Genomic DNA, 22,186 nt, shown 5'->3' on the forward strand with positions numbered 1-22,186 from the left:
TGGTTCTTCTTCAAATTCCGTGCTAGTAAAGCTCATTGAAAGGTTGATGGATAAAGGGATATCGGCATATTAGAAATAGCAAATAAATTATCCAAGCTATATGCATCTTAAAGTACCCCGGAATAGCCATGAATAAGGTTATTGAACATAAATAAGTAGCACGGAATTTGATTAAGAACCATTTATATGTAGACCTAATATCTGTCTTTCCAATAGTACACATCTTTACAAAAATAGAGGGGAACTCCTGGATGAATCCATTTGTTCCCCTCGAGGGTATTGCTAGCCTTTATCTCTTATATTTTCAAAGGCAAGTAGCAACATCTAAATGTTACGTTTTCGACTTTGCAGTCGTTCGGGTGCCGCTCCATCCGAATTGACTTGCCTTTGTGGTTATTATTAACTTGTTGTTTTACATCTACCGCAAATTTATAGGCACAAAAAAAGCGGAGAGCATTTGCCTATCCGCCAGAGAGGGAGTCGAAGCCCTAAACACACAAACAGGAAACACTCCCCGCATATTGCAAGGAGCATCTATCTGCTTCTCTGTGTGTTTGGAATTTTCGACTTTTCTCCGGCACAGAAATCAGCTAAACGCTTTTTTTCTTAAAACAAACGATACAGTCGCGCTACGACTGATTGTGCAAAGATAACAATTAATTAAGTTATACAGTCTTTCATTCTTTGTTTTTTTCTCTATGCAGAGTGTTTTTGTTCTATGTTCCATAAAATCGTTTGAAATAGTCTGGTTCCCTTGCTATGACTATATCTCATAAGATTCATATCGTTTATTTTTTATATTTTTACTAAACATCTCGGAGTTATACGAATTATTGCTATTTTTGCCTCACATAATTTCTAAACAATAATTAAATTATTTATTCGTATGAAAAAGGCCTTGTTATTGTTCGCTCTAGTAGCGATAAGCGTAGTGAGTATCAATGCTCAAGACAACCTGAAATGGGGTGTGATGGCAGGTATGAATGTTAGTAAATACACCATTACAGGTTTTGACAGCAGGATAGGTTTTCACGCAGGAGTTAAAGCAGAAGTGGGATTGTCGCAGGATGCGAATGGTAGTGGTGCCTATATGGATTTCGCTGCATTGTTGACATTGAAAGGTGCTAAAGTTGATGGCGGATCACTTGCAAGCATAACATTTAATCCATACTATCTGGAAGTACCAGTACGTGTAGGATATAAATATGCAGTGAATGATGATTTCTCATTATTTGGTAGTGTAGGTCCTTATATTGCTGTCGGACTGTTTGGAAAAGCAAAAGCGAAAGTGGACGGTGATTATTTTGATTTTGATGAAATAGGAGGCAATTCTGCATCCGAAGATATATTTGGCGACGATGGTCTGAAACGATTCGACCTCGGTCTTGGACTGAAAGCCGGAGTTGAGTTCAGTAAGAAATATCAGGTTGCCATAAGCTATGATTTCGGACTTGTTGAGGTAATCAAAGAAGTAGGAATGAAGAACAGAAACCTGATGATCTCATTGGGATATATGTTCTAAAACCGATTTTGCAACTTTGTTGCATAAATCATTTGCTACCTTTGCATCAACTAAATGATGAATGTTATGGGACATTGTAGTTGTGGCGCTCATTCATGCTCAGCAGAAAAAAAGGTTGATGCAAAGGTTTCGAACTTCCATGAATATGGGAAAGTGATATTCTCTCTCCTGCTTCTGGCAGGTGGAATAATAATGAATGCTCTTGATTTAGCATTCTTCCGTGAAGGATATGTTTCTTTGATATGGTATATCGTAGCCTATCTTCCGGTAGGAATTCCGGTGATGAAAGAAGCCTGGGAAAGCATCAGGGAAAAAGACTATTTCAGTGAGTTCACCCTAATGGTTATTGCTACTTTGGGAGCTTTCTATATTGGCGAATATCCGGAAGGCGTAGCCGTGATGCTATTTTATACAGTAGGAGAACTGTTTCAGGGTAAAGCGGTAGATAAAGCCAAACGTAATATCGGAGCCTTATTAGACGTAAGACCCGAAAAAGCACTGGTACTTAGAGAGGGTAATCTTGTTACTGAAAGTCCTAAAAAGATAAAAGTCGGTGAAATCATAGAAATAAAGGCAGGTGAGCGAGTGCCATTGGATGGAATCATGCAGAATGAAGTTGCCGCCTTTAATACAGCTGCATTAACGGGCGAAAGCGTGCCTCGTAATATTCGGAAAGGGGAGGAAGTGCTTGCCGGAATGATTGTAACCGACAAGGTAATCCGACTTGAAGTGACGAGACCTTTTGACAAGAGCGCACTCGCCCGAATATTGGAACTTGTTCAGAATGCCGCCGAACGCAAAGCCCCGGCAGAATTGTTTATTCGCAAGTTTGCCCGTGTTTACACACCGATTGTTATCATACTGGCCGTATTAATTGTATTATCTCCATTTGTCTATTCACTTATCAATCCTGCATTTGTATTCACATTTAATGATTGGTTATACAGAGCTTTGGTCTTTTTGGTGATTTCATGTCCATGCGCATTGGTGGTTAGTATTCCATTAGGCTATTTTGGTGGTATCGGAGCGGCATCCCGATTGGGTATTTTATTCAAGGGCGGTAATTATCTGGACGCTATCACTAAGATCAATACGGTGGTATTCGATAAAACAGGAACCCTGACAAAAGGAACCTTTGACGTGCAGGCCTGTAAAAGTGCAGGCGATATTTCGGAAGAAGAATTAGTGAAACTGATTGCTTCGGTAGAAAGTGATAGCACACATCCGATTGCCAAGGCTGTTGTAAACTACGCAAAAGAACAAAACATAGAACGCGTAACCGTTACCGATACGAAAGAATATGCCGGCTTCGGATTGGAAGCAACGGTAGGCGGAATACCGGTTCTGGTTGGTAATTGCCGGTTACTGTCCAAGTTTGATATATCCTTTCCGCAAGAATTGTTGAAGATAACAGATACCATTGTAGTCTGTGCTGTTGGAAACCGTTATGCCGGTTATCTGTTGTTGGCTGATGCCTTGAAAGAAGATGCAAAGGTAGCTATTGACCGCTTAAAAGCTTTAAATATTGAAAACATACAGATATTATCCGGTGATAAACAGAGTATTGTTACTAACTTTGCGGAGAAGCTCGGCATATCGAAAGCCTATGGCGACTTGCTGCCGGAAGGGAAAGTGAAACACCTGGAAGAATTGCGTCAGGATGAGGCAAACCGGATTGCATTTGTCGGCGATGGAATGAATGACGCACCGGTGCTTGCTTTGAGTCATGTCGGTATTGCTATGGGAGGATTGGGCAGTGATGCAGCCATTGAAACAGCCGATGTCGTGATACAGACAGATCAGCCGTCGAAAGTAGCCGAAGCTATCAAAGTAGGAAAGTTGACACGAAGAATCATTTGGCAGAATGTATCACTGGCATTTGGAGTGAAATTGCTTGTATTGATTTTGGGAGCCGGTGGAATCGCTACTCTTTGGGAAGCTGTCTTCGCAGACGTAGGCGTTGCGTTGCTTGCTATTATGAACGCCGTCAGAATACAGAAAATGATAAAATAGGAGAAAGATGGAAGAAGATATTTATTTGGATAAGCTGGTCAGAAGAGACATTAAGCCAACTGCAATAAGGCTCTTGGTGATAAAAGAGATGATGCAGGCAGAGCGTGCAGTGTCATTGCTTGACCTCGAAACATTGCTCGACACAGTTGATAAATCGACCATATCCCGTACCATCGCTCTCTTCTTGTCTCATCACCTCATACATAGCATAGACGATGGAAGCGGCTCGTTGAAGTATGCCGTTTGCGACAACTCTTGCAATTGTGTGGTACAGGATTTACATTCGCATTTTTATTGTGAGAAATGTCATCGTACATTCTGCCTGGAAGGTACCCATATCCCGGTGATTGATTTGCCTGAAGGATTTACTTTGCATAGCATTAATTATGTCCTTAAAGGGATTTGTCAGGAATGTTCTTCCGTGGGAATGACATTGGCAATGAAATAAAAAAGGCCGAAATCCGGAACGATAAAAAGATCGTCAGGTTTCGGCCTTCTGCTTTCGCTAATATTGTTTGATTAGTCAATATTGGGATTCAAAGCATGCCAGTCCTTAATGGCTGGGATGATTCCCATTTCAATCACTTCGTCACGAAGTTTACATAAGTGTTCGTAGCTCTTTTCTAATTCTTCCTGTTCGGCAGGAGTTCCGGCTATTTCTTTATAAGTAACGCCGTCTTTAGTAATTGAAGTTTCCATCGCCATCATGATATGGTCGAATTTGCCATTGGAAACATACGTTCCGGCAGGCCAGCGGAATGGCTGTCCGCCCATAGCAGCAGCAATCATTTCGATAGACAGATAAGCCGGGCTTTGGAAAGAAGAACGGCCGCGCAGGTCGATGATATGTTTTCCACCCTGGATGACACGTACTTTCAGTGCTTCCCATTCCGTCAACGGAAGGCGGGTAGTACCGATGAAATCGGTCAGGGGTTCTCCTTTTATTTTGGTGGTAGATGCAAATACAGCCATTTGTTCTCCATGACCGCCATACGTACGGCAATTCTGAATGTCGGAAGCGGGGATATGGAAGTATTTCACCAGTTCGTTTTGCAGGCGGGTGCTATCCAACGCAGCCAATGTAGAAACTTGTGAAGGTTTCAAACCTGCATACAATAAAGTAATCAGACCGGTGATGTCTGCAGGATTAAAGATGACAACGATATGTTTTACGTTCGGGCAATATTGACGAACGTCTTTTCCGAATTGAGCGGCAATCTCTGCATTTCCTTTCAACAGATCTTCGCGGGTCATACCTGCCTTACGGGCTGCTCCACCGGAAGAAACAATATAAGAAGCTCCGGTCAGCGCTTCTTTGATGTCGGAAGTATAGGTAAGGTTGACACCTTCAAAACCGCAATGATACAGTTCTTCAGCTACTCCTTCCAAAGCTGGTGCGAATGGATCATAGAGACAAATATTCGGAGTGAGTTTCATCATCATGGCTGTTTGTGCCATGTTGGAGCCGATCATTCCGGCAGCTCCCACAATCGTAAGTTTCTCGTTGGTTAGAAATTCCATAATTTTATATGTTTAAAAAGGTGAATAATTTACTCTTTCTTTTTGTCGCTACAAAGTTAACATATTAGAACGCAGATTGTTCATTGCAAATAGTTTTTCTCGATAACGAAAAGTTATAGCTGACTGATTGAGGGATCTATTCAAAATAGATTATCTTTGCTGCTTATATAATATAATAGATAAGAATATGAGCATCGAATTAGGAAAGTTCAACCAGCTTGAAGTCGTGAAGGAAGTCGATTTCGGCGTATATCTCGATGGTGGGGAAGAAGGTGAGATTTTGTTGCCTACCCGCTATGTGCCCGAGGATTGTAAGATAGGAGATTTTTTGAATGTGTTTCTTTACCTGGATATGGATGAGAGGCTGATTGCTACGACACTGACCCCGTTAGTGCAGGTCGGACAGTTTGCTTGTCTGGAAGTCTCCTGGGTAAATCAATACGGAGCTTTCCTGAACTGGGGATTGATGAAAGACCTATTTGTGCCGTTCCGTGAGCAGAAGATGAAAATGCAGGTTGGACGGAAATACGTGGTTCATGCACATGTGGATGAAGAGAGTTACCGTATTGTGGCTTCAGCAAAAGTGGAACGTTATCTGTCGAAAGAAAAGCCGGAATATGCTCCGGGAGCAGAGGTGAATATTCTTATCTGGCAGAAGACGGACTTAGGCTTTAAGGCAATTATAGATGATATGTATAGCGGTTTGTTGTATGAAAATGAAATATTCTGTCCGTTGGAGACAGGGATGGAAATGAAAGCTTTTGTGAAACAGGTGCGTGAAGATGGTAAAGTAGATTTGATTCTTCAGAAACCCGGTTTTGAAAAGATTGACGATTTTTCGAAAACGCTGCTAGACTATATCAAAGAGCACGGGGGACGAATTAACTTGAATGATAAAAGTCCTGCGGAAGATATCTACGATACGTTTGGTGTCAGCAAGAAAACCTTTAAGAAAGGAGTGGGCGACTTGTATAAGAAACGTCTGATTACCTTGCACGAGGATGGCATTGTTTTGGCGGATTCCTAAACAGAATAGGGATTTCCCTACATACGAATAGAGAGAATCATTGGGGTGGGGAGTTTCCTCACCCTATTTTTGTGGTATCAGATTAAAGATATAAATAATAAAAACTAGATAAGTTATGCGTAAGATTATAATAAGTTTCTGCATCCTGTTCGCTGCCCTTTCCTTACAAGCGCAGTCTGTTAACGGAATCCGTATCGACGGCGGAAATACTCCGATACTTGTTTACTTGGGAGGAAACCAAATCAGTTTGCCTACTACTACCTGCTTTATAGCCAATTTGAATCCCGGACATTATACTGTTGAAGTATATGCCACCCGCTTTACCCGTCCGGGAGAGCGAGTATGGAAAGGAGAAAAATTGTATAAAGACTATGTTTATTTCGATGGTAGGGGAGTGAAAGAGATATGGGTAGACGGACGTGATAACATGCATCCGGAAAGACCCGACCGCCCCGGACAGGGGGGACATCGTCCGGGACAAGGAGAACACCGCCCGGGATATGGTTACAACAGGGTAATGAACGATCAGCTCTTTCAAACGTTTTATAATGAGATGAAGAAGGAGCCTTTTAAAGATGATCGTATAAAGTTGCTTAATGCTGCATTGGCCGGTTCTGATTTTACATCTGCCCAATGTCTCCAACTGACCAAACTTTATACATTTGACGATGACCGGATGGAAATTATGAAGATAATGTATCCCCGCATTGTAGATAAAGAAGCTTTCTTTACAGTGATTAATACCCTGACATTTACTTCCAGCAAGGACAAGATGAATGATTTTGTGATAGGGTATGGTCGGCGTTGATACTATTAACTGTACGGTTGTAGAGATATGTTACGCATGGTTATTGAGGAATATTATCGGAATAATAAATGATAGGAGATTGAATTATGAAACGAATACTGTTTTTACTCTTTGCGGTCGGTCTGACTGCCAATATGACCGTAATGGCTGGAATGAGCACCAGCAAGGTACGTAAGGAGACACGTTTTCTTACCGATAAGATGGCGTATGAATTGAGTTTGAGTACACAGCAATATAATGATGCGTATGAGATTAATTACGACTTTATTTATTCTGTCCGTAATATAATGGATTACGTAGCACGTGGTTACGAATGGGCATTGGATGATTATTATGAAGCTTTGGATATCCGTAACGACGATCTTCGCTGGGTATTGAGTGATGCGCAGTATCGCCGGTTTCTCGGTGCCGAGTATTTCTATCGGCCGATTTATGTAACCGGAGGGAAATGGAGTTTCAGGGTTTACATCAATTACCCGAACCGTAGCTTGTTCTATTTTGGTGTGCCTTATCATTACCGTACTTATTGTGGAGCGCATTATCGTCCGCACTTTCACCATACAAGCTACTATCGGGGAAGATATACTAATTTCAACCATTACTCTGCACCGCACCGGGTGAGAGATCAGAGAGTATATCACTCTTATCGTCGTTCGGACTTCGGTTCTGTCCGGTTCCGTCCGAATACTTCCACTCGTCCGCATAATGCACCGACACGTCCGGGTAATTCTTCCCGTCCGGGTTCATCAACAACACGTCCCGGAACGTCTCGTCCAAGCACATCTACTCGTCCTGATACGTCTCGTCCCGGAACGACAACGCGACCTGGTACGTCTACTCGTCCCCGTCCGGAAACAAGTTCCGGTTCTTCAAGCTCTAATCGCAGGCCGACAAGCGGAAGTTCGACAAGTAGCGGTTCCAACCGTGAAAGTGGAAAAACAAGTAGCAGCTCAAGGGAAAGTTCAAGTAGGCGAAACGATAGTAGTGGTTCCTATAATAGAAATAACAGTTCTGATAGAAACAATAGTTCTTCCAGTCGTGGTAGCTCCGATCGTGGCAGTTCTAGTTCCAATCGTGGCAGTTCTAGCTCCAGTCGTAGTAATTCCAGTCGCAGTAGTGAAAATACTACCAGCCGTCGCAGTAGTACTACCTCTAGCCGTAGTAGCGGTAGTTCGAGTTCTACTCGAAGCAGCGGTAGCTCTACCCGGAGCAATGTTTCCAGCGGACAAACAGAAAGACGCTCTTCTTCCGGAAGTACGAGAAGTAATAGCACTCAAAGCTCTTCCCGTTCTTCTGAAAGAAACAGCAGTTCAAGAAGATAACCTATTCCTTTATTATTTATATCAATCTCATTGCTCCTCAGCGGTAGGAGAACTAGACTCCGGTTTTTCACCGGCTAGACTATTCCGGGCGTCGCCCGTAACTTGGATGTCGGGGCGGATACTATCCGCCTCGATTTCACTTATTACTCCTTGCTGTGCAAGACGTTTTGCAATCAGTTTGTAGTAACCTTCCATATTCTCCTTTAATTGTCCGCCTTCTGCAAAAGAACTGCGGAAATGCTTGGGTTTCGGGATAATGGAAGCCAGGAAAATACTTTCTTCCGTGGTCAGTTGCGAAGGGCGTTTTTTGAAATAATAAGCAGACGCTTCCTGAATACCATAAACGAGTGGTCCCCATTCTACAATATTCAGATATACTTCGTACATACGTTCTTTGGAAGTCAATCTTTCATTCTCTATCAACCACACAATCAATGCTTCTTCCAGTTTACGCGCAAAGTTCTTGTTACGGTTCAGGAATACATTCTTTACCAGTTGCATGGTGATCGTACTTCCTCCGCGTGCAAAGCGTTTCACTTGCAGGTCGTAAATCAGTGCTTCCCGTAAGGCATCGGGCAGGAAACCGCGATGATAAAAGAATGCTCCATCTTCGCTTTGCATGACAGACATTCTTAGAATGGGGGAAATGCTGTCTAAGGGTGTAAAGTGATTGCATGAAGGGCCGATAGGGAAGGTTCGTACCGGCACTCCATTCTCATAAGCTGTGTAAATGAACTCACCGGACATTTTGGAGAGTGAAGTAGCTCCATAGCTTATGATATGGAAATCTTTTTCTTTCAATTCAGATTCCAGTTTGAGACTATCCAGTTGCGCAAAATCAATGTCTAACAGAAAATGATAAGCCAGCTCACCACTTGTCTTGATGCCTTCCAGATTACTGAATAATCCTTTCGGCAGAGAACTGAACAGATCGTCTGCCGGAAACCAGGATTTGTTGACTGCTGCAGTGAAATGCCAGTTTCCTTTCTCCTTCTCGGCCCGTAAATAAGGATGAAACTGGAGTTTGTTGAAGTCAACAATGGTGGTACTGTCCAATTCAAATGAGTGTCCGTTTATGTTCATCTCGTAACAGAGTTGTCCGCGATCGAGATGAATGATTTCAGGAGAGAAGGCTTTATGAAATACGTCCAGTCCGTTCACTCTTGCTTTTCCTTTGAGGAGCAGTTGGGCGGTCGCACGTTTATCTTTAGTCATGCTATAAGATAATGTGTCGAAAGTGACTTCTGCTCCAAAACGGCGGGTAATATAAGGTAGTGAGATTTTCTTTTTCTCCGGAGCAAAGAGAGCTGCTTTTAATGTATAGTCTCTTCTGTTCAGTTCACCCGATGCTTGCCATTGTTGTTGAGGCAGTGTATCTTCTTTTATCTGAATGGTTGATTGAAAATGATTATCCTTAATAACAAAGGAGGGGATGTTGACTGCAACGAAGTTACTATCTTTGCGTTCGGCTATTTTTATTTGGTTGAGTTGGCCGTTTTCGGGCAGAAAGCCGTAAATGAGGTTCAATACCCGGTCGATGCGGTTGGCATAGTTGCTCTCTATGGCAGGCTTTGACTCTGTCTCTTGTTGTCGTTTAAGGAACAGGAAGTCATAGTTGGCTAGGGAATCATATTTGATAAAGTTTATTGCCAGCCCATCCATATGGACATTGCGTACTTCGACTTCTCCTTTTAGTAACTTCCAAAAACTTAGTTTTACGTTGACAGATTGCAATGTCAGCAGGGTATCCCGTTGGTTGGGAATAATAGAAAGTCCTTGTAAAACCACCTTATTGCAGCCTTCCATTTGTAACTTCTGATAATGAATCTGCAGTCCGTATGCCTGTTCGATACGTGTAGTCCGTTTGTCAACGATATGGCATAAAATAATATTGCGGGATATAAAGAGACAAATGAGGCCGGTAAGCAAGATGCCGGTAGCGGATAGAATAATAATTCTTTTTTTGCTGGACGTTTCCATCTTCTTTTTTTTGATATGATAATCGCTGCAAAGGTAGATAATAATTTGGGCAACAAGCGGAGTATTTTCCCATTTTTAGAGTTATATTCATCAGTAGAGAGAAGAAAATACAAAAAAAGGCGCTTTATTTGCAATATTAATCTTTTGTTAAGGTCTGTATTAATCTTTTCGTTTACTCGTTAATGTTACTTTTACGCTCAAAACCAATACTTTTGAAATTATGATGCGAATGAACAAACCGATGACTACTGCAATGTTTTGCATGGCATTATTGCTTGGAGGACTCTCATCTTGTACCACTAATGATGTGGAAGATATACAGGGAGGTGGTGAGCAAGACCTTTATGAAATTAAAGATCGTGCGTTGGGAGAATACCTTGTTTATAACTGTAGCCGTACAGACGAAAACAAGCTTCCTTATGAAATGGCTGTTGCGGAAAATGGCAAATTCTACCTGAACACCCAAAAGGCTGCTACCGTAGAAAATCTCTATCTGGTAAAAAACGATGCGCAGATAGCTAAACTGGAGAATGCGGGATTGGCTACAGCTGCAGTGAAGATTGTAGATATGGACGGTTTGCAGTTCTTTACCGCTCTAAAGACATTGAAGATTACTTCCAATTCGGTGGAGCGTATGGATCTGACTGCATTGACCGAGCTGGAAACGGTTGAGATGAATAATAACTCTGTTACAGCACTGGACTTGTCGCAGAATACAAAACTTATTCGCTTTCGCTATGGTGGAAATTCGGCCGGTGATACATCTACCAAACTTTCTACAATTAGCTTTGCAAATAATAATGTGATAGAACATATTTATTTAAAGAACCAAAATCTTCAGGAGAATGGCTTTATTCTTCCTTCAAACTATGCAGCATTGAAAGAACTTGATTTGAGCAATAACCCGGCTGCTCCTTTTGCTATTCCGGAGGATTTAATGACCCAGTTGACTACTGCTGTCGGAGTGGTGGCTGATTCCGAAGGTGGAGGAGGTGAAGACGGTGAATTGTTCACAATCCCGGATAAGGCTTTTGGAGAGTATCTTTATTATCTTTCAACAGATGCTGGTAAATTGCCACAAGGGCTGGTTGTGAAAGAGGGCAATGAATATCAGTTGGATAAGACGATGGCGGCTACTGTTACGGCGGTAAATGTAGCGAAAACATCAGCCGCTACCAGTGAGTTGGTTACAGCCGGTCTTGAAACGGCAGAGACCCCTATAGCTTCTGTAGATGGCTTGCAGTTCTTTACAGGACTGGTTGAATTTACTGCCACCTCAAATAAGTTTACCGAGGCACTTCCGCTTACTGGACTTAGTAATTTAGAGGTCCTACAAGTGAATACGGCAGGAGTCGGTTCATTGGATTTGAGTGGTAACCCTAAGTTGCGTATTTTGAATTGTAATGGTAGTACGAAAAGTGGATATGGTACGCTTTCGACCATTAATCTCTCATATACCCCCAATCTGGAAACTCTTAATCTGAAAAATAATAAATTGACAGAAATCAATGTTTCGAATCTGGTTAAATTGACAGAACTCGACTTAAGTGGCAATCCTGGTGCAAACTTCAAGATTCCGAGCGCAATATTTAATAATTTGACTACTACTAAAAACAAAGGTGTAGAAGCAGAATAATTCAAATAAAGAATACTATGATGATATATATAGGTGCATTTATAGCCTTACAGGTAATTGTATTGGTAGCTTATTGGCTAATGAAAAAGAATAACCCGCAAGGAGTATTGATGGTAGCCGGGATTTTGATGTTAGCACTTAGCATGTTGCTTGGTATGCATTCGCTAAGTCTGACCGAAACAACGGGGACGCCGGTTTTCGACCTCTTTCGGATTATAAAAGAAACTTTTTCATCGAACATGCTTCGTGTTGGTTTGATGATTATGACTATTGGAGGTTATGTAGCTTACATGAAAAAGATCAAGGCTAGTGATGCATTGGTATATGTGTCTATGCAACCGCTGGCTATTTTCAAGAAGTTTCCCTATATCGCTGCTTCCATTGTAATCCCTATCGGACAGATGCTTTTCATTTGTACACCGAGCGCAACAGGACTTGGTTTGTTGCTGGTTGCTTCTATCTTTCCTATTTTGGTAGGTTTGGGAGTGAGTCGTCTGACGGCAGTATCGGTTATTTCTGCCTGCACTATTTTTGATATGGGTCCCGGTTCGGCCAATACCGCCCGGGCGGCGGAACTTGTCGGTCAAAATAATATGCTGTACTTTGTTGAACACCAGCTTCCGCTGGCCATTCCGCTTACTATTTTGCTAATGATTGTTTACTATCTCACCAATCGTTATTTTGACCGCAAGGATCGCCAGTCAGGACGTACGCAACCAGAAATGATGGATACAAAAGATTTCAAGGTGGATATTCCATTGATTTATGCGATTCTGCCAGTGTTGCCGTTATTCCTGTTAATCATCTTTTCGAAATATGTACACCTGTTCGACCCTCCGATTGAATTGGATACCACTACGGCTATGTTTGTCTCTCTGGCAGTTTCCATGTTGTTTGAGTTGATACGTCTTCGTTCTTTTAAAGCTGTTTTTATGACTATGAAATCATTCTGGGAAGGGATGGGTAAGGTATTTACCAATGTGGTGACACTGATTGTTGCGGCAGAAATCTTCTCTAAGGGGTTAATTAGCCTTGGCTTTATTGATGCGTTGGTTGAAGGATGTACCAGTCTGGGATTCTCTGGCATTTTGGTTTCGATTGTCATTATCCTGATTCTTTTCCTGGCTGCTATCCTGATGGGAAGTGGAAATGCTTCGTTCTTCTCGTTTGGTCCGCTGGTTCCGTCAATTGCTACCAAAGTCGGTATGACTCCCGTAGATATGATATTACCTATGCAATTAGCATCGAGCATGGGACGGGCGGCATCACCTATTGCCGGTGTCATTATTGCTATCTCGGAGATTGCCGGCGTGTCGGCTACCGATTTGGCCAAACGCAATATCATTCCGCTGACAATTACACTGATTGTAATGATAGTTATTCACTTTTTTATCTAACAAGTAATACTGATTATGATGTTCAAACTGATTCAAAATATACATCTTTATGCTCCTGAAGACAGGGGGATGAACGACCTGCTTATTTGTGGTGAAAAGATTGCTTGTATCGCACCCCATATCGATATTCGGGGATTAGAGGTGGAAGTGATCGATGGGGCAGGCATGAATGCTGCTCCCGGCTGTATAGACCAGCACGTACATATCATTGGCGGAGGCGGACAAACCGGCTACTTTTCTTTGGCCCCTGAAGTACCGTTAAGCCGTTTACTGGCTTGTGGAACGACTACGGTAGTCGGACTGTTGGGAACCGATGGTTTCGTGAAACAATTACCGGCACTGTATGCCAAAACGAAAGCACTGTGCATGGACGGTATATCCGCTTATATGCTTACCGGTTACTATGGCCTGCCCACTCCCACATTGACAGATAGCATTGCCAACGATTTGATTTTCATTGATAAAGTGATTGGCTGTAAGATAGCAATCAGTGACGACCGTAGTTCCTATCCTACTAAAACCGAATTGATGCGTATCATTCAGCAAGTACGCTTGGGAGGTTTTACTTCTGCCAAAGGCGGAGTGATGCATGTGCATTTGGGAGCTTTGCCCGGAGGAATTGAGCTATTGTTAGAGATAGCACGGGAGTATCCTTCATTAATCAGCTATATTTCTCCTACTCACATGGGACGTACACACGATTTATTCTTGCAAGGAATTGAATTTGCCCGTATGGGGGGAATGATTGATATTTCCACAGGAGGAACAAAATATTGTGAACCTTATGAAAGTGTACTGGAGGGATTGAATGCCGGAGTATCTATTGACCGTATGACTTTCTCATCGGATGGTAATGCCGGCGTACGTCGTAAGGATCCGATAACCGGTGAGGATAGTTATACTGTGGCGCCGTTACATCGAAACCTAGAGCAAGTGATCCGGCTGATTGTGGACGGAGGCATTGCTCCTTCGGATGCTTTCCGCCTGATAACTTCCAACCCTGCCCGTACAATGAAGCTGAAAGGAAAAGGAGAACTTCGGGAAGGATGGGATGCGGATATAACGCTGTTTGATGACAATTGGAAACTGCAAGGTGTCTATGCCCGTGGTGCGGAAATGATGCACGAAGGTGTCGTGATGCGTAAGGGAAATTTTGAAATGTAATACTAAAACAACATGGATATGAAAAAATATCTATTATTCCTGATAGGGCTATTCTTGCTCCTTCCGGTAATGGCACAGACAGACGAAGGTAGTGATGACGCCGAAATAGTGGAAGCCAGCGATGAAAGTTTATCAGATATCGACAATAAAGTAGTCCTCCATCGCTATAAAATGGGGGATGGCTTAAGATTCACAACACAAGGCGGCAATAAACTGACGGTCAGCGGGATGGTACAAACATCGGTAGAAAGCCGTCGCTTTGAAGATGTGGATCAGATGTACAACCGTTTTCGTGTGCGTCGTGCCCGTGTACGTTTTGATGGAAGTGTCTATCACGATAAATTGCGTTTCCGGTTGGGACTCGACTTGGTGAAAGGTAGTGAGACGGATGATGACTCCGGGTCGTTATTGATGGATGCCTATGCTGCCTATCGCCCTTGGGGCTCTAAACTTGTCATTTCGTTTGGGCAGCGTTCCACTCCTACGGATAACTATGAATTGCAGATGAGTTCTCACACGTTACAGTTTGGTGAACGTAGTAAAATAACTTCTGCATTTAGCACGATTCGTGAATTGGGTGTTTTTGCCGAAAGTTCTTTCCGGCTAGGCAGCAAAGGACTTTTACGTCCTTCCATTGCTATCACCGATGGTTCCGGTCCGATCTCGGAAGGAAAGCGTTATGGTGGATTGAAGTATGGCGGCCGGTTGAATTACCTTCCTTTTGGAGCTTTCCGTTCGATGGGAGGAAGCAGAGAAGGGGATATGGCTTACGAACTGACTCCGAAGTTGAGTGTCGGTGTTGCATATAGCTATGCGGACGGTACATCCGACCGTCGTGGCGGGCGCAGTAACGGAGATATTCTTTATATGAATGACCGTGATGAAATAGATCTTCCCGATTATGCTAAACTGGTGGCGGACTTTGCTTTTAAGTATCGCGGATTTTCGATGTTGGGCGAATATGCAAAGACATGGGGATATGTTCCTTCTTCTATAACGAAACGGGTACGAAACGACGGTTCCACCGCTACCACCTTTGACGTGAACGGAGAACAGAATGTAGAAGCTTACATCAAAAACCGAATGATGTTGGGACAAGGATTTAATATCCAGGCAGGATATATGCTCCGTAGTCTTTGGAGTTTTGATTTGCGCTATACATACCTTAAGCCTGATGAATATTCGTATATGAATAATAATCTGTATTTCAACAGGCATAACTTTTATGATTTCAGTGTCTCCAAGTATCTGACACGCAATTATGCTGCCAAGATACAATTGACTGTCGGACTGGCTCGTAGCAATGGTGAAAACCGTACTCCTGATAGTACATACACCTATAATGGCAATGAGTGGATAGGTAACCTATTGTTCCAATTTAAATTCTGATGAAGCTATGAAACGAATATTATTAATACTCTGTCTTTTATTGTCCGGTCTTCCATTCTATGCCCAACAGACCGGAAAGGTGACGGTGAAGTTTTTCCCGGATCCGCAGGTCGATATTGATACCCCGGCATTTGCCAAGAAACACGGCTTCACCACATATCGTGAGATGATGACGTTCTTACATGACCTGGCTACTACGTATCCGGAACGAGTGAAACTTCAAATTGTTGGTCGCACCCAGCGTGGACGTGAAATACCCATGATAAAAGTGAGCAAGGGAGGAAATGATAAATTACGTGTCCTCTATACAGGGTGTGTGCATGGAAATGAACCTGCTGGCACCGAAGGTCTTCTGTATTTTATGAAACAACTGACTTGTGACTCTCAACTGTCTGCTCTGCTTGATAAAATGGACTTCTATATTATGCCTTCGGTAAATATTGACGGAAGCGAACAGGGAGAACGGGTCACTGCCAATGGTATAGACCTGAACCGTGATCAGACGCTTTTGTCAACTCCGGAAGCACGTACCTTACAACGGGTTGCTTTGACAGTCAAACCTCATTTGTTTATTGACTTCCATGAGTATAAACCACTCCGCGCTTCTTATGAAGAAGTGACCGACGGACTGCTGGTTACCAACCCTAACGACTTTATGTTTTTGTGGAGCAGCAACCCGAATGTGTCTCCGGCATTGCGTACTGTTGTAGACGAATTTTATGTGCCTGAAGCCATTCGCATGGCCGATGCGGAAGGGCTGACACATCACACCTATTTCACTACCAAAAGTAATCGTGGAGAAATTATATTCAATATTGGCGGTTCCTCACCCCGTTCTTCCACTAATATCATGGCCTTGCGTGGAGCTATCTCCATGCTGATGGAAGTACGTGGTGTCGGTCTGGGGCGTACCTCCTATAAGCGTAGGGTATATACTGTTTACAAATTGGCAGAGTCATTTGCCCGTACTACTTTTGAACATGAAGGCCAAATACGAAAAGCAGTGGACGAATCCGCTCATTATAATGGTGATGTTGCTGTGACATTCCGTTCAAAGGCCGCTTCCGGTTATCCATTGACCTTTATCGACATGCTTGCCTGTAAAGAGGTGACTGTGCCTGTTGAGGCACGTATTGCTCCCGAATCGGAAGTCGTATTGACCCGCCAACGTCCTGTTGCCTATTATCTGGATGCGAACCAAAATCGTGCAGTCGAAATATTGCAGCAATATGGAGTTGAACTGGAGCGGCTGGCATCTCCGGAAACGATTGAACTGGAGTGCTATACCGTTACCAAGGCGGTAGAAAGTCATGATTTAGTGGCTGGTATCTTGCCGTTGAACGTGGTAACAAATACCAGTAACCGTACGATTACTCTTCCGGCCGGTAGCTATCGTATTTCCATGTCCCAACCTTTGGCTACCCTTGTGACAGTATTGCTGGAACCGGAATCGGCCAATGGTTTCGTCAACTACCGCGTGATTGATGCTGCAGTAAATAATACGCTGGGCGTCTATCGTAAAATGAAATAGATTAATTAATGACGATAAATAGAATACAAGATATGAAAAAGATAATAATAGGAGTTTTCTCCTTGATTTTGGCTACTGGTCTGTATGCGCAGACAATTGGAAACGAGGCATTTCCGCAACTGAAAGATGGTTTGCTTGACTTGAACTTGAGAGCACCCGGTCAGAAACTGCGTTTTGGCGGTTATCTCCAGGGTTCCGGTTACTATACAGATATAAAGAACGCAGAGTCGGAATATGGATTTGATATCGATCATGCTTATTTGAGCCTGGAAGGTTCGTTCCTGAATGAGAAACTGGGCTTCTTCTTGCAAGCTGATTTTGCCGATTCTTATCCTTTATTGGATGCATGGGTTTCGTATGCTCCCTGGAAACAATTGAAAATCAGTGCCGGACAGAAACAGACCTTTACTAATACCCGGCAAATGATGATGCTCGATCAGGGACTTGCTTTCGGTGAACATTCGTTGATGGATCGTACATTCTCCCGCACAGGGCGTGAATTGGGATTATTTGTTGAAAGCCGCTTGTCACTTGGCAAGTTAGGATTCGATTTAGGTGCTGCTGTTACTTCCGGTGACGGACGCAATTCATTTGGTTCCTCAAGTACTGATCCGGATTTGGGCGGATTGAAATATGGCGGACGTGTCACTGTTTATCCGTTGGGTTTCTTTACGAGCGGTAATGAGTTGGTCTTTAATGACTTTATTCGTGAGAAATCTCCTAAACTGGCTATCGGTGCGGCATATAGTTATAATGTCGGTGCCAGCAATATGGTAGGTGAAGGGCATAATGATTTTCAGATGTATGATAAAGAAGGTGCTGCGGATTATCCCGACTATCGTAAGCTGTCGGCCGATTTACTATTCAAGTGGAATGGCTTCTCGTTGTTGGCAGAGTATGTCAATGCAACGGCGAATGGCTTGAACGGACTTTATGTAGAAAAGGATGAGGGTGCAAAATTGAAACCGCGTCAGATAGCCAATTACTTGGCTTTGGGAAATGGACTCAATGTACAGGCCGGATATCTTTTCCGTAAATTATGGGCACTGGATGTCGCTTATAGTAAAGTGAACCCCGAATGGAAAGAGACGGGGCAGAGTGTCTTGCGTGAGGCGGATAACATTACTTTCGGCGCATCTAAATATTTCAATAATAATACGTTCAAGTTGCAGCTGGCCGGTTCATATACCTCATACAATCAGTTAGTGGGTGCAGGTTCCAAGGAATTTCAGGTTAAGTTGAATCTTCATATTCTCTTTTGATAATGATGCGTGTAGCAAACTTATTGATTTTACTTATTGCCGTATTGATGACGAGTTGTTTTAAAGACGACGAATCAGAATCTTTGGGAGAAACCTCCAAGTTTCTCCCGGGAGACGGTATCGTGACATATTCCGGATATGCGCCTTTGGCTGACCGTCCTGTCCGCATACATTTTCATATCCCTGCCAACGGGGATATGAAAAAGATGCCGATGTTGTTTGTTTTTCCCGGACTGGAAAGGAATGCTGCTGATTATCTGAATGCATGGCGTACAGAAGCGTCCAATAGGAATGTGATGGTATTTGTGTTTGAGTTTCCTACGGAGACTTACTCTACTGCACAGTATATCGAAGGCGGTATGTTTCAGGGAAATACACTGCTCGACCGTTCGGAATGGACATTCTCGCTTATCGAGTCCGTTTTTGATACTGTCCGGAAAGATACCGGTTCTTCGCGGACTAAATATGATATGTGGGGACATTCTGCCGGAGCGCAGTTTGTGCACCGGTATGTGACGTTTATGCCCGATACTCGTGTCGACAGGGCAGTGAGTGCCAACGCGGGCTGGTATACACTACCTGATGTGGATGTTGCTTATCCTTATGGCCTGAAAAATACGGATGTCGCGACTTCTTCCCAAGTAGCATCGTTGCTTGCCCGTAAACTGATTGTTCATTTGGGTACGGCAGATACGGATCGTAACGGACTGAACACTTCAACCGGTGCCGAAGCACAAGGCGCAAACAGATATCAGCGTGGTAAGTATTATTTTTCGGAGGTAAAGCGTATCAGTGCCAAAGGCGGTTATTCGTTGAACTGGGATAAGTATGAGGTGACAGGTGTTGCGCACGAGTATGCTAAAATGGCGGCAGCCGGGGCAAAAATACTCTATTAAGTAAGACCAAAATTTTGAGTCATCAGTTAAATAGCTTATTTTTGTTGACCTATTCATCAGACACAGGTATTTAAAATGTTTCTATCGGCATCGTATATACAAGGCTTCTATTCTTCAGGGCAAAAGATTATATTATTGATATTCTGCCTCCTTTTCACTGTATCCCTGCGTGCTGTGCGTTCAGCAGAAGAGATTAAGAGTGTCAAGGCAGATCAGATACTTGATACCAAGCAGTTTAATTACTTGGATAAGGGAAGTGTCATCACATTGCAAGTCATGCTTCCCGGACAGGATAAAGTGGTGTTTGAGTCGCTGATGCGCATTGAAAGTACAGATAAAGAGTTATATAATCTGATTCTTTCCCGTTCTCCTCAAGCCGGTACCGAATTATTATGGGTGTGCAATTCGGAGGTGGAGAAAGTGCAGGTCAGTTCTCCGGAAGATTCAATCTCAACCGATACCATGTCGGTTGGCTTTTCGGTTTATTTTCCGGCAGACTCCGTTTATATATCCGCAAATGGACATTCTTATGCCTTTTCGTCGCATGGTATCCGTTCGGACCGGGGGTATCGGTTCCATATTCTTGGCGATAAACGTTCTCATTTGAAGTTACTTGAGAGGCACGCTGAATTGTTGTCGGTTGGAAAGGAAGAACAACATCTGTCCGCCTGGTATTGGATTCTGTTGATTATAGTGGTGGACATGATTGTATTTCTGGGGATGCATTGGCGGCGTAGGCGCCAGAAGAGGTTGAAGGCAAGCAACCGGGTTGAAATACTCACTTCATTTGGCGATGAAGGAGAAAAGGTCAGGTTGCCCCGCTATAATGCCGTTTATCTGTTTGGTGGATTGCAGGTTTTTGACCGTAATGGTGAAGAAGTCTCGCAACGTTTTTCTCCGCTTTTGCGTGAGTTGTTTGTTTTGCTGATCTTGCGGTCGGCGGAGAATGGAATATCGTCGGAAGAACTCACTACCATGTTGTGGTTTGATAAAGATGATGTAAGTGCCAAAAACAATCGGGCGGTTAATCTTTCCAAGTTGCGGGTGCTGGTAGAATCTGTTGGCGGGTGTACGATTTCCAAGATCTCGGGTAACTGGCGGGTGCAATTTGAGAAGAACGCTTTTGTGGATTACTATGAATGTCTTCCGGAGCGGATTCGTCCCGATAGCCTGACAACTGAACGAATCAAAATCATTGCAGCACTGACTGCTAAGGGGGGCTTGCTGAATGAATGTGACTATCTGTGGCTTGACGCTTTTAAAAGCCGGATAGCAGACAATCTTATTGAGTCTTTATTAAAGTACGCCACTTTACTGGATGAGCATGAAGCTTTTGATACCAAACTATTAATATCCGATATTATCTTCCGGTTCGACTCCGTGAACGAAGCGGCACTTAGACTCAAATGTGCCACATACGTATTCATGCGTAAGCAATATATGGCTAAGACTACCTATGAACACTTCTGCAGGGAATATAAATCACTGTATGACGAACCTTTCGAACATTCTTTCAATAGCATTATTAGTCAGTAATTTATTTATTTGTTCGTTTTTTAATTGGTTGTTCGATTCTAAGCGTACAACTGTTCATTTTCGTACACCATTCTGTTTTGCAATCTTTCTGATTATTAACTTGTTATCTTTTTGGCACGCTCGTTGCATATCTATAGTCGCAAGCGGACAACGAAGAAACATGAAAAAAGTTCAGAATGTTGCAACCGTTTGAGACACTTGATCCGTCTAATAAACAGAAGAACAAAAAACAGAATGTTGAACAAATAAAAAATATACAATTATGAAAACTACAGTATTATTCAGAATGATCGTTTTAGTTGCTATGGTATTTGCAGGTATCTCTAATGCAACAGTGAAGGCACAAAACAATAACTTCATTACTAATGAAGAAACAGTAGGTGATCTTGTAGTATCGAAGGTGATTTACAGATTAGATGGCTCTCTTTATCGCCACATGAAATATGATTTTACCTATGACGATCAAAAGAGAATGGCTACCAAAGAGGCTTTCAAATGGGATGCTTCCACTGACAAATGGCTGCCGTACTTCAAGATTGATTATACTTATTCTTCTAATGAAATCACTTTGGTATACGCACGTTGGAATGATTCTCACAGAGCTTACGATGCGGCTGTTGAAAAGAGCGTGTACGAATTGAACGACGCTAATATGCCGGTAGCTTATATGAACTATAAATGGAATGATAAATGGATTGAAGAATCTAGTGTGAACTGGGCTATGAACGTGGCTACTCCGGCAACGAATGAAGCAACTCTGTTGACTGCCAGCAGATAAAAATAAATTAGGAGTTGTGAAACTCCTTCTCTCTCTTAATTTAACTGCATTAAAAACGGTGGATTGCCCTATGAGGAAGTCCACCGTTCTGTTTATCTGATAAACAGCTTATATTGATTTGTATTACTTTCCGGTGTGCTTATTTAGTCGTCCCTTAAAAAGTACTCATCTGCGGGATATTGCAAGAAAACAGTGTCCCGCAGATTTTTTCAACAAGTAGCCAAAGAACCCTCATGGCTCTTTTGAAGTTGTACGCTGCTGCGGCTAAGAGCAGATTGACAACATCCCCGAACACACCTTTATAAAAGTTGCGTCCTAAACGAAAGTCTGATTTCAAATGCCCGATAGTCGGCTCTATTCCTGCACGCTTGCAGAATAGCTTATGTTTCTTCTTGCGTGTGTAA

18 protein-coding genes are annotated in these 22,186 nt (G+C 42.8%); 15 read left to right on the plus strand and 3 right to left on the minus strand.

The window, feature by feature from the left end:
- Nucleotides 1–886 precede the first annotated feature (886 nt).
- The 3 genes from HMPREF0106_RS11020 (at nt 887) to HMPREF0106_RS11010 (ending at nt 3,983) form a co-directional block, all read left to right on the plus strand.
- The gene (locus tag HMPREF0106_RS11020) at nt 887–1,522 is read left to right on the plus strand and encodes a porin family protein (protein WP_004314984.1); all 636 of its coding nucleotides are present in this window, start codon (nt 887–889) and stop codon (nt 1,520–1,522) included.
- A 66-nt stretch (nt 1,523–1,588) separates the two neighbouring features.
- Complete coding sequence (locus HMPREF0106_RS11015; RefSeq protein WP_032851407.1) at nt 1,589–3,535, plus strand: heavy metal translocating P-type ATPase; 1,947 nt, start codon at nt 1,589–1,591, stop codon at nt 3,533–3,535.
- A 7-nt stretch (nt 3,536–3,542) separates the two neighbouring features.
- Complete coding sequence (locus HMPREF0106_RS11010) at nt 3,543–3,983, plus strand: Fur family transcriptional regulator (protein WP_004314986.1); 441 nt, start codon at nt 3,543–3,545, stop codon at nt 3,981–3,983.
- A 71-nt stretch (nt 3,984–4,054) separates the two neighbouring features.
- Here HMPREF0106_RS11010 and HMPREF0106_RS11005 read toward each other — a convergent pair whose 3' ends face one another.
- Nucleotides 4,055–5,056, minus strand: a complete 1,002-nt coding sequence (locus HMPREF0106_RS11005) for a malate dehydrogenase (RefSeq protein ID WP_008026201.1) — start codon at nt 5,054–5,056, stop codon at nt 4,055–4,057.
- A 187-nt stretch (nt 5,057–5,243) separates the two neighbouring features.
- On the opposite strand from HMPREF0106_RS11005, the gene HMPREF0106_RS11000 reads away from it, so the two are divergent.
- From HMPREF0106_RS11000 to HMPREF0106_RS10990, 3 genes are all read left to right on the plus strand, one after another.
- Nucleotides 5,244–6,083: a S1 RNA-binding domain-containing protein gene (locus HMPREF0106_RS11000; protein ID WP_004314988.1), complete on the plus strand. Its 840-nt coding sequence runs from the start codon at nt 5,244–5,246 to the stop codon at nt 6,081–6,083.
- Nucleotides 6,084–6,198: 115 nt separating this feature from the next.
- Nucleotides 6,199–6,891, plus strand: a complete 693-nt coding sequence (locus HMPREF0106_RS10995; protein WP_004314989.1) for a DUF4476 domain-containing protein — start codon at nt 6,199–6,201, stop codon at nt 6,889–6,891.
- An 86-nt stretch (nt 6,892–6,977) separates the two neighbouring features.
- On the plus strand, nt 6,978–8,213 hold the full coding sequence (locus tag HMPREF0106_RS10990; protein ID WP_009040182.1) for a hypothetical protein: 1,236 nt from the start codon (nt 6,978–6,980) through the stop codon (nt 8,211–8,213).
- A 27-nt stretch (nt 8,214–8,240) separates the two neighbouring features.
- Here HMPREF0106_RS10990 and HMPREF0106_RS10985 read toward each other — a convergent pair whose 3' ends face one another.
- Nucleotides 8,241–10,193, minus strand: a complete 1,953-nt coding sequence (locus HMPREF0106_RS10985; RefSeq protein WP_032851398.1) for a transglycosylase domain-containing protein — start codon at nt 10,191–10,193, stop codon at nt 8,241–8,243.
- Between the two features lie 220 nt (nt 10,194–10,413).
- Between HMPREF0106_RS10985 and HMPREF0106_RS10980 the strand changes: the two genes are divergently transcribed.
- From HMPREF0106_RS10980 to HMPREF0106_RS10940, 9 genes are all read left to right on the plus strand, one after another.
- Nucleotides 10,414–11,829 (plus strand): leucine-rich repeat domain-containing protein, encoded by a 1,416-nt coding sequence (locus HMPREF0106_RS10980; RefSeq protein ID WP_009040185.1) that lies wholly within the window; start codon nt 10,414–10,416, stop codon nt 11,827–11,829.
- A 20-nt stretch (nt 11,830–11,849) separates the two neighbouring features.
- Nucleotides 11,850–13,226, plus strand: a complete 1,377-nt coding sequence (gene dcuC / locus HMPREF0106_RS10975) for a C4-dicarboxylate transporter DcuC (RefSeq protein ID WP_008026208.1) — start codon at nt 11,850–11,852, stop codon at nt 13,224–13,226.
- A gap of 18 nt (nt 13,227–13,244) precedes the next feature.
- Nucleotides 13,245–14,390, plus strand: a complete 1,146-nt coding sequence (gene iadA, locus HMPREF0106_RS10970; RefSeq protein WP_008997369.1) for a beta-aspartyl-peptidase — start codon at nt 13,245–13,247, stop codon at nt 14,388–14,390.
- An 18-nt stretch (nt 14,391–14,408) separates the two neighbouring features.
- Nucleotides 14,409–15,779: a hypothetical protein gene (locus tag HMPREF0106_RS10965; protein ID WP_004314995.1), complete on the plus strand. Its 1,371-nt coding sequence runs from the start codon at nt 14,409–14,411 to the stop codon at nt 15,777–15,779.
- 7 nt (nt 15,780–15,786) lie between these two features.
- The gene (locus HMPREF0106_RS10960; protein ID WP_009040187.1) at nt 15,787–17,310 is read left to right on the plus strand and encodes a M14 family metallocarboxypeptidase; all 1,524 of its coding nucleotides are present in this window, start codon (nt 15,787–15,789) and stop codon (nt 17,308–17,310) included.
- 32 nt (nt 17,311–17,342) lie between these two features.
- Nucleotides 17,343–18,572 (plus strand): hypothetical protein, encoded by a 1,230-nt coding sequence (locus HMPREF0106_RS10955; protein WP_015531668.1) that lies wholly within the window; start codon nt 17,343–17,345, stop codon nt 18,570–18,572.
- 2 nt (nt 18,573–18,574) lie between these two features.
- Nucleotides 18,575–19,468 carry a hypothetical protein gene (locus tag HMPREF0106_RS10950; protein WP_009040189.1) on the plus strand — a complete coding sequence of 298 codons (894 nt, stop codon included), beginning with the start codon at nt 18,575–18,577 and terminating at the stop codon, nt 19,466–19,468.
- Nucleotides 19,469–19,543: 75 nt separating this feature from the next.
- A complete protein-coding gene (locus HMPREF0106_RS10945) occupies nt 19,544–21,004 on the plus strand; it encodes a hypothetical protein (RefSeq protein ID WP_004314999.1) in 1,461 nt (486 codons plus the stop codon).
- Between the two features lie 262 nt (nt 21,005–21,266).
- A complete protein-coding gene (locus HMPREF0106_RS10940; protein ID WP_009040190.1) occupies nt 21,267–21,782 on the plus strand; it encodes a DUF3836 domain-containing protein in 516 nt (171 codons plus the stop codon).
- 154 nt (nt 21,783–21,936) lie between these two features.
- On the opposite strand, the gene HMPREF0106_RS25990 is transcribed toward HMPREF0106_RS10940, so the two are convergent.
- The coding region (locus HMPREF0106_RS25990; RefSeq protein WP_008997335.1) for a transposase at nt 21,937–22,186 on the minus strand (250 nt) is incomplete at its 5' end.

It is taken from the genome of Bacteroides sp. D22 (genome assembly GCF_000163675.1).
In the GTDB taxonomy this organism is placed as follows: domain Bacteria; phylum Bacteroidota; class Bacteroidia; order Bacteroidales; family Bacteroidaceae; genus Bacteroides; species Bacteroides xylanisolvens.

What these genes read in the sequence shown, in the direction of transcription:
- HMPREF0106_RS11005 (WP_008026201.1), bottom strand. Translation starts at nt 5,056, where the DNA reads ATGGAATTTCTAACCAACGAGAAACTTACGATTGTGGGAGCTGCCGGA.
- HMPREF0106_RS10965 (WP_004314995.1), top strand. Translation starts at nt 14,409, where the DNA reads ATGAAAAAATATCTATTATTCCTGATAGGGCTATTCTTGCTCCTTCCG.
- HMPREF0106_RS11000 (WP_004314988.1), top strand. Translation starts at nt 5,244, where the DNA reads ATGAGCATCGAATTAGGAAAGTTCAACCAGCTTGAAGTCGTGAAGGAA.
- HMPREF0106_RS11015 (WP_032851407.1), top strand. Translation starts at nt 1,589, where the DNA reads ATGGGACATTGTAGTTGTGGCGCTCATTCATGCTCAGCAGAAAAAAAG.
- HMPREF0106_RS10955 (WP_015531668.1), top strand. Translation starts at nt 17,343, where the DNA reads ATGAAAAAGATAATAATAGGAGTTTTCTCCTTGATTTTGGCTACTGGT.
- iadA (WP_008997369.1), top strand. Translation starts at nt 13,245, where the DNA reads ATGTTCAAACTGATTCAAAATATACATCTTTATGCTCCTGAAGACAGG.
- HMPREF0106_RS10950 (WP_009040189.1), top strand. Translation starts at nt 18,575, where the DNA reads ATGATGCGTGTAGCAAACTTATTGATTTTACTTATTGCCGTATTGATG.
- HMPREF0106_RS11010 (WP_004314986.1), top strand. Translation starts at nt 3,543, where the DNA reads ATGGAAGAAGATATTTATTTGGATAAGCTGGTCAGAAGAGACATTAAG.
- dcuC (WP_008026208.1), top strand. Translation starts at nt 11,850, where the DNA reads ATGATATATATAGGTGCATTTATAGCCTTACAGGTAATTGTATTGGTA.
- HMPREF0106_RS10960 (WP_009040187.1), top strand. Translation starts at nt 15,787, where the DNA reads ATGAAACGAATATTATTAATACTCTGTCTTTTATTGTCCGGTCTTCCA.
- HMPREF0106_RS10990 (WP_009040182.1), top strand. Translation starts at nt 6,978, where the DNA reads ATGAAACGAATACTGTTTTTACTCTTTGCGGTCGGTCTGACTGCCAAT.
- HMPREF0106_RS10945 (WP_004314999.1), top strand. Translation starts at nt 19,544, where the DNA reads ATGTTTCTATCGGCATCGTATATACAAGGCTTCTATTCTTCAGGGCAA.
- HMPREF0106_RS10940 (WP_009040190.1), top strand. Translation starts at nt 21,267, where the DNA reads ATGAAAACTACAGTATTATTCAGAATGATCGTTTTAGTTGCTATGGTA.
- HMPREF0106_RS10995 (WP_004314989.1), top strand. Translation starts at nt 6,199, where the DNA reads ATGCGTAAGATTATAATAAGTTTCTGCATCCTGTTCGCTGCCCTTTCC.
- HMPREF0106_RS10980 (WP_009040185.1), top strand. Translation starts at nt 10,414, where the DNA reads ATGATGCGAATGAACAAACCGATGACTACTGCAATGTTTTGCATGGCA.
- HMPREF0106_RS10985 (WP_032851398.1), bottom strand. Translation starts at nt 10,193, where the DNA reads ATGGAAACGTCCAGCAAAAAAAGAATTATTATTCTATCCGCTACCGGC.
- HMPREF0106_RS11020 (WP_004314984.1), top strand. Translation starts at nt 887, where the DNA reads ATGAAAAAGGCCTTGTTATTGTTCGCTCTAGTAGCGATAAGCGTAGTG.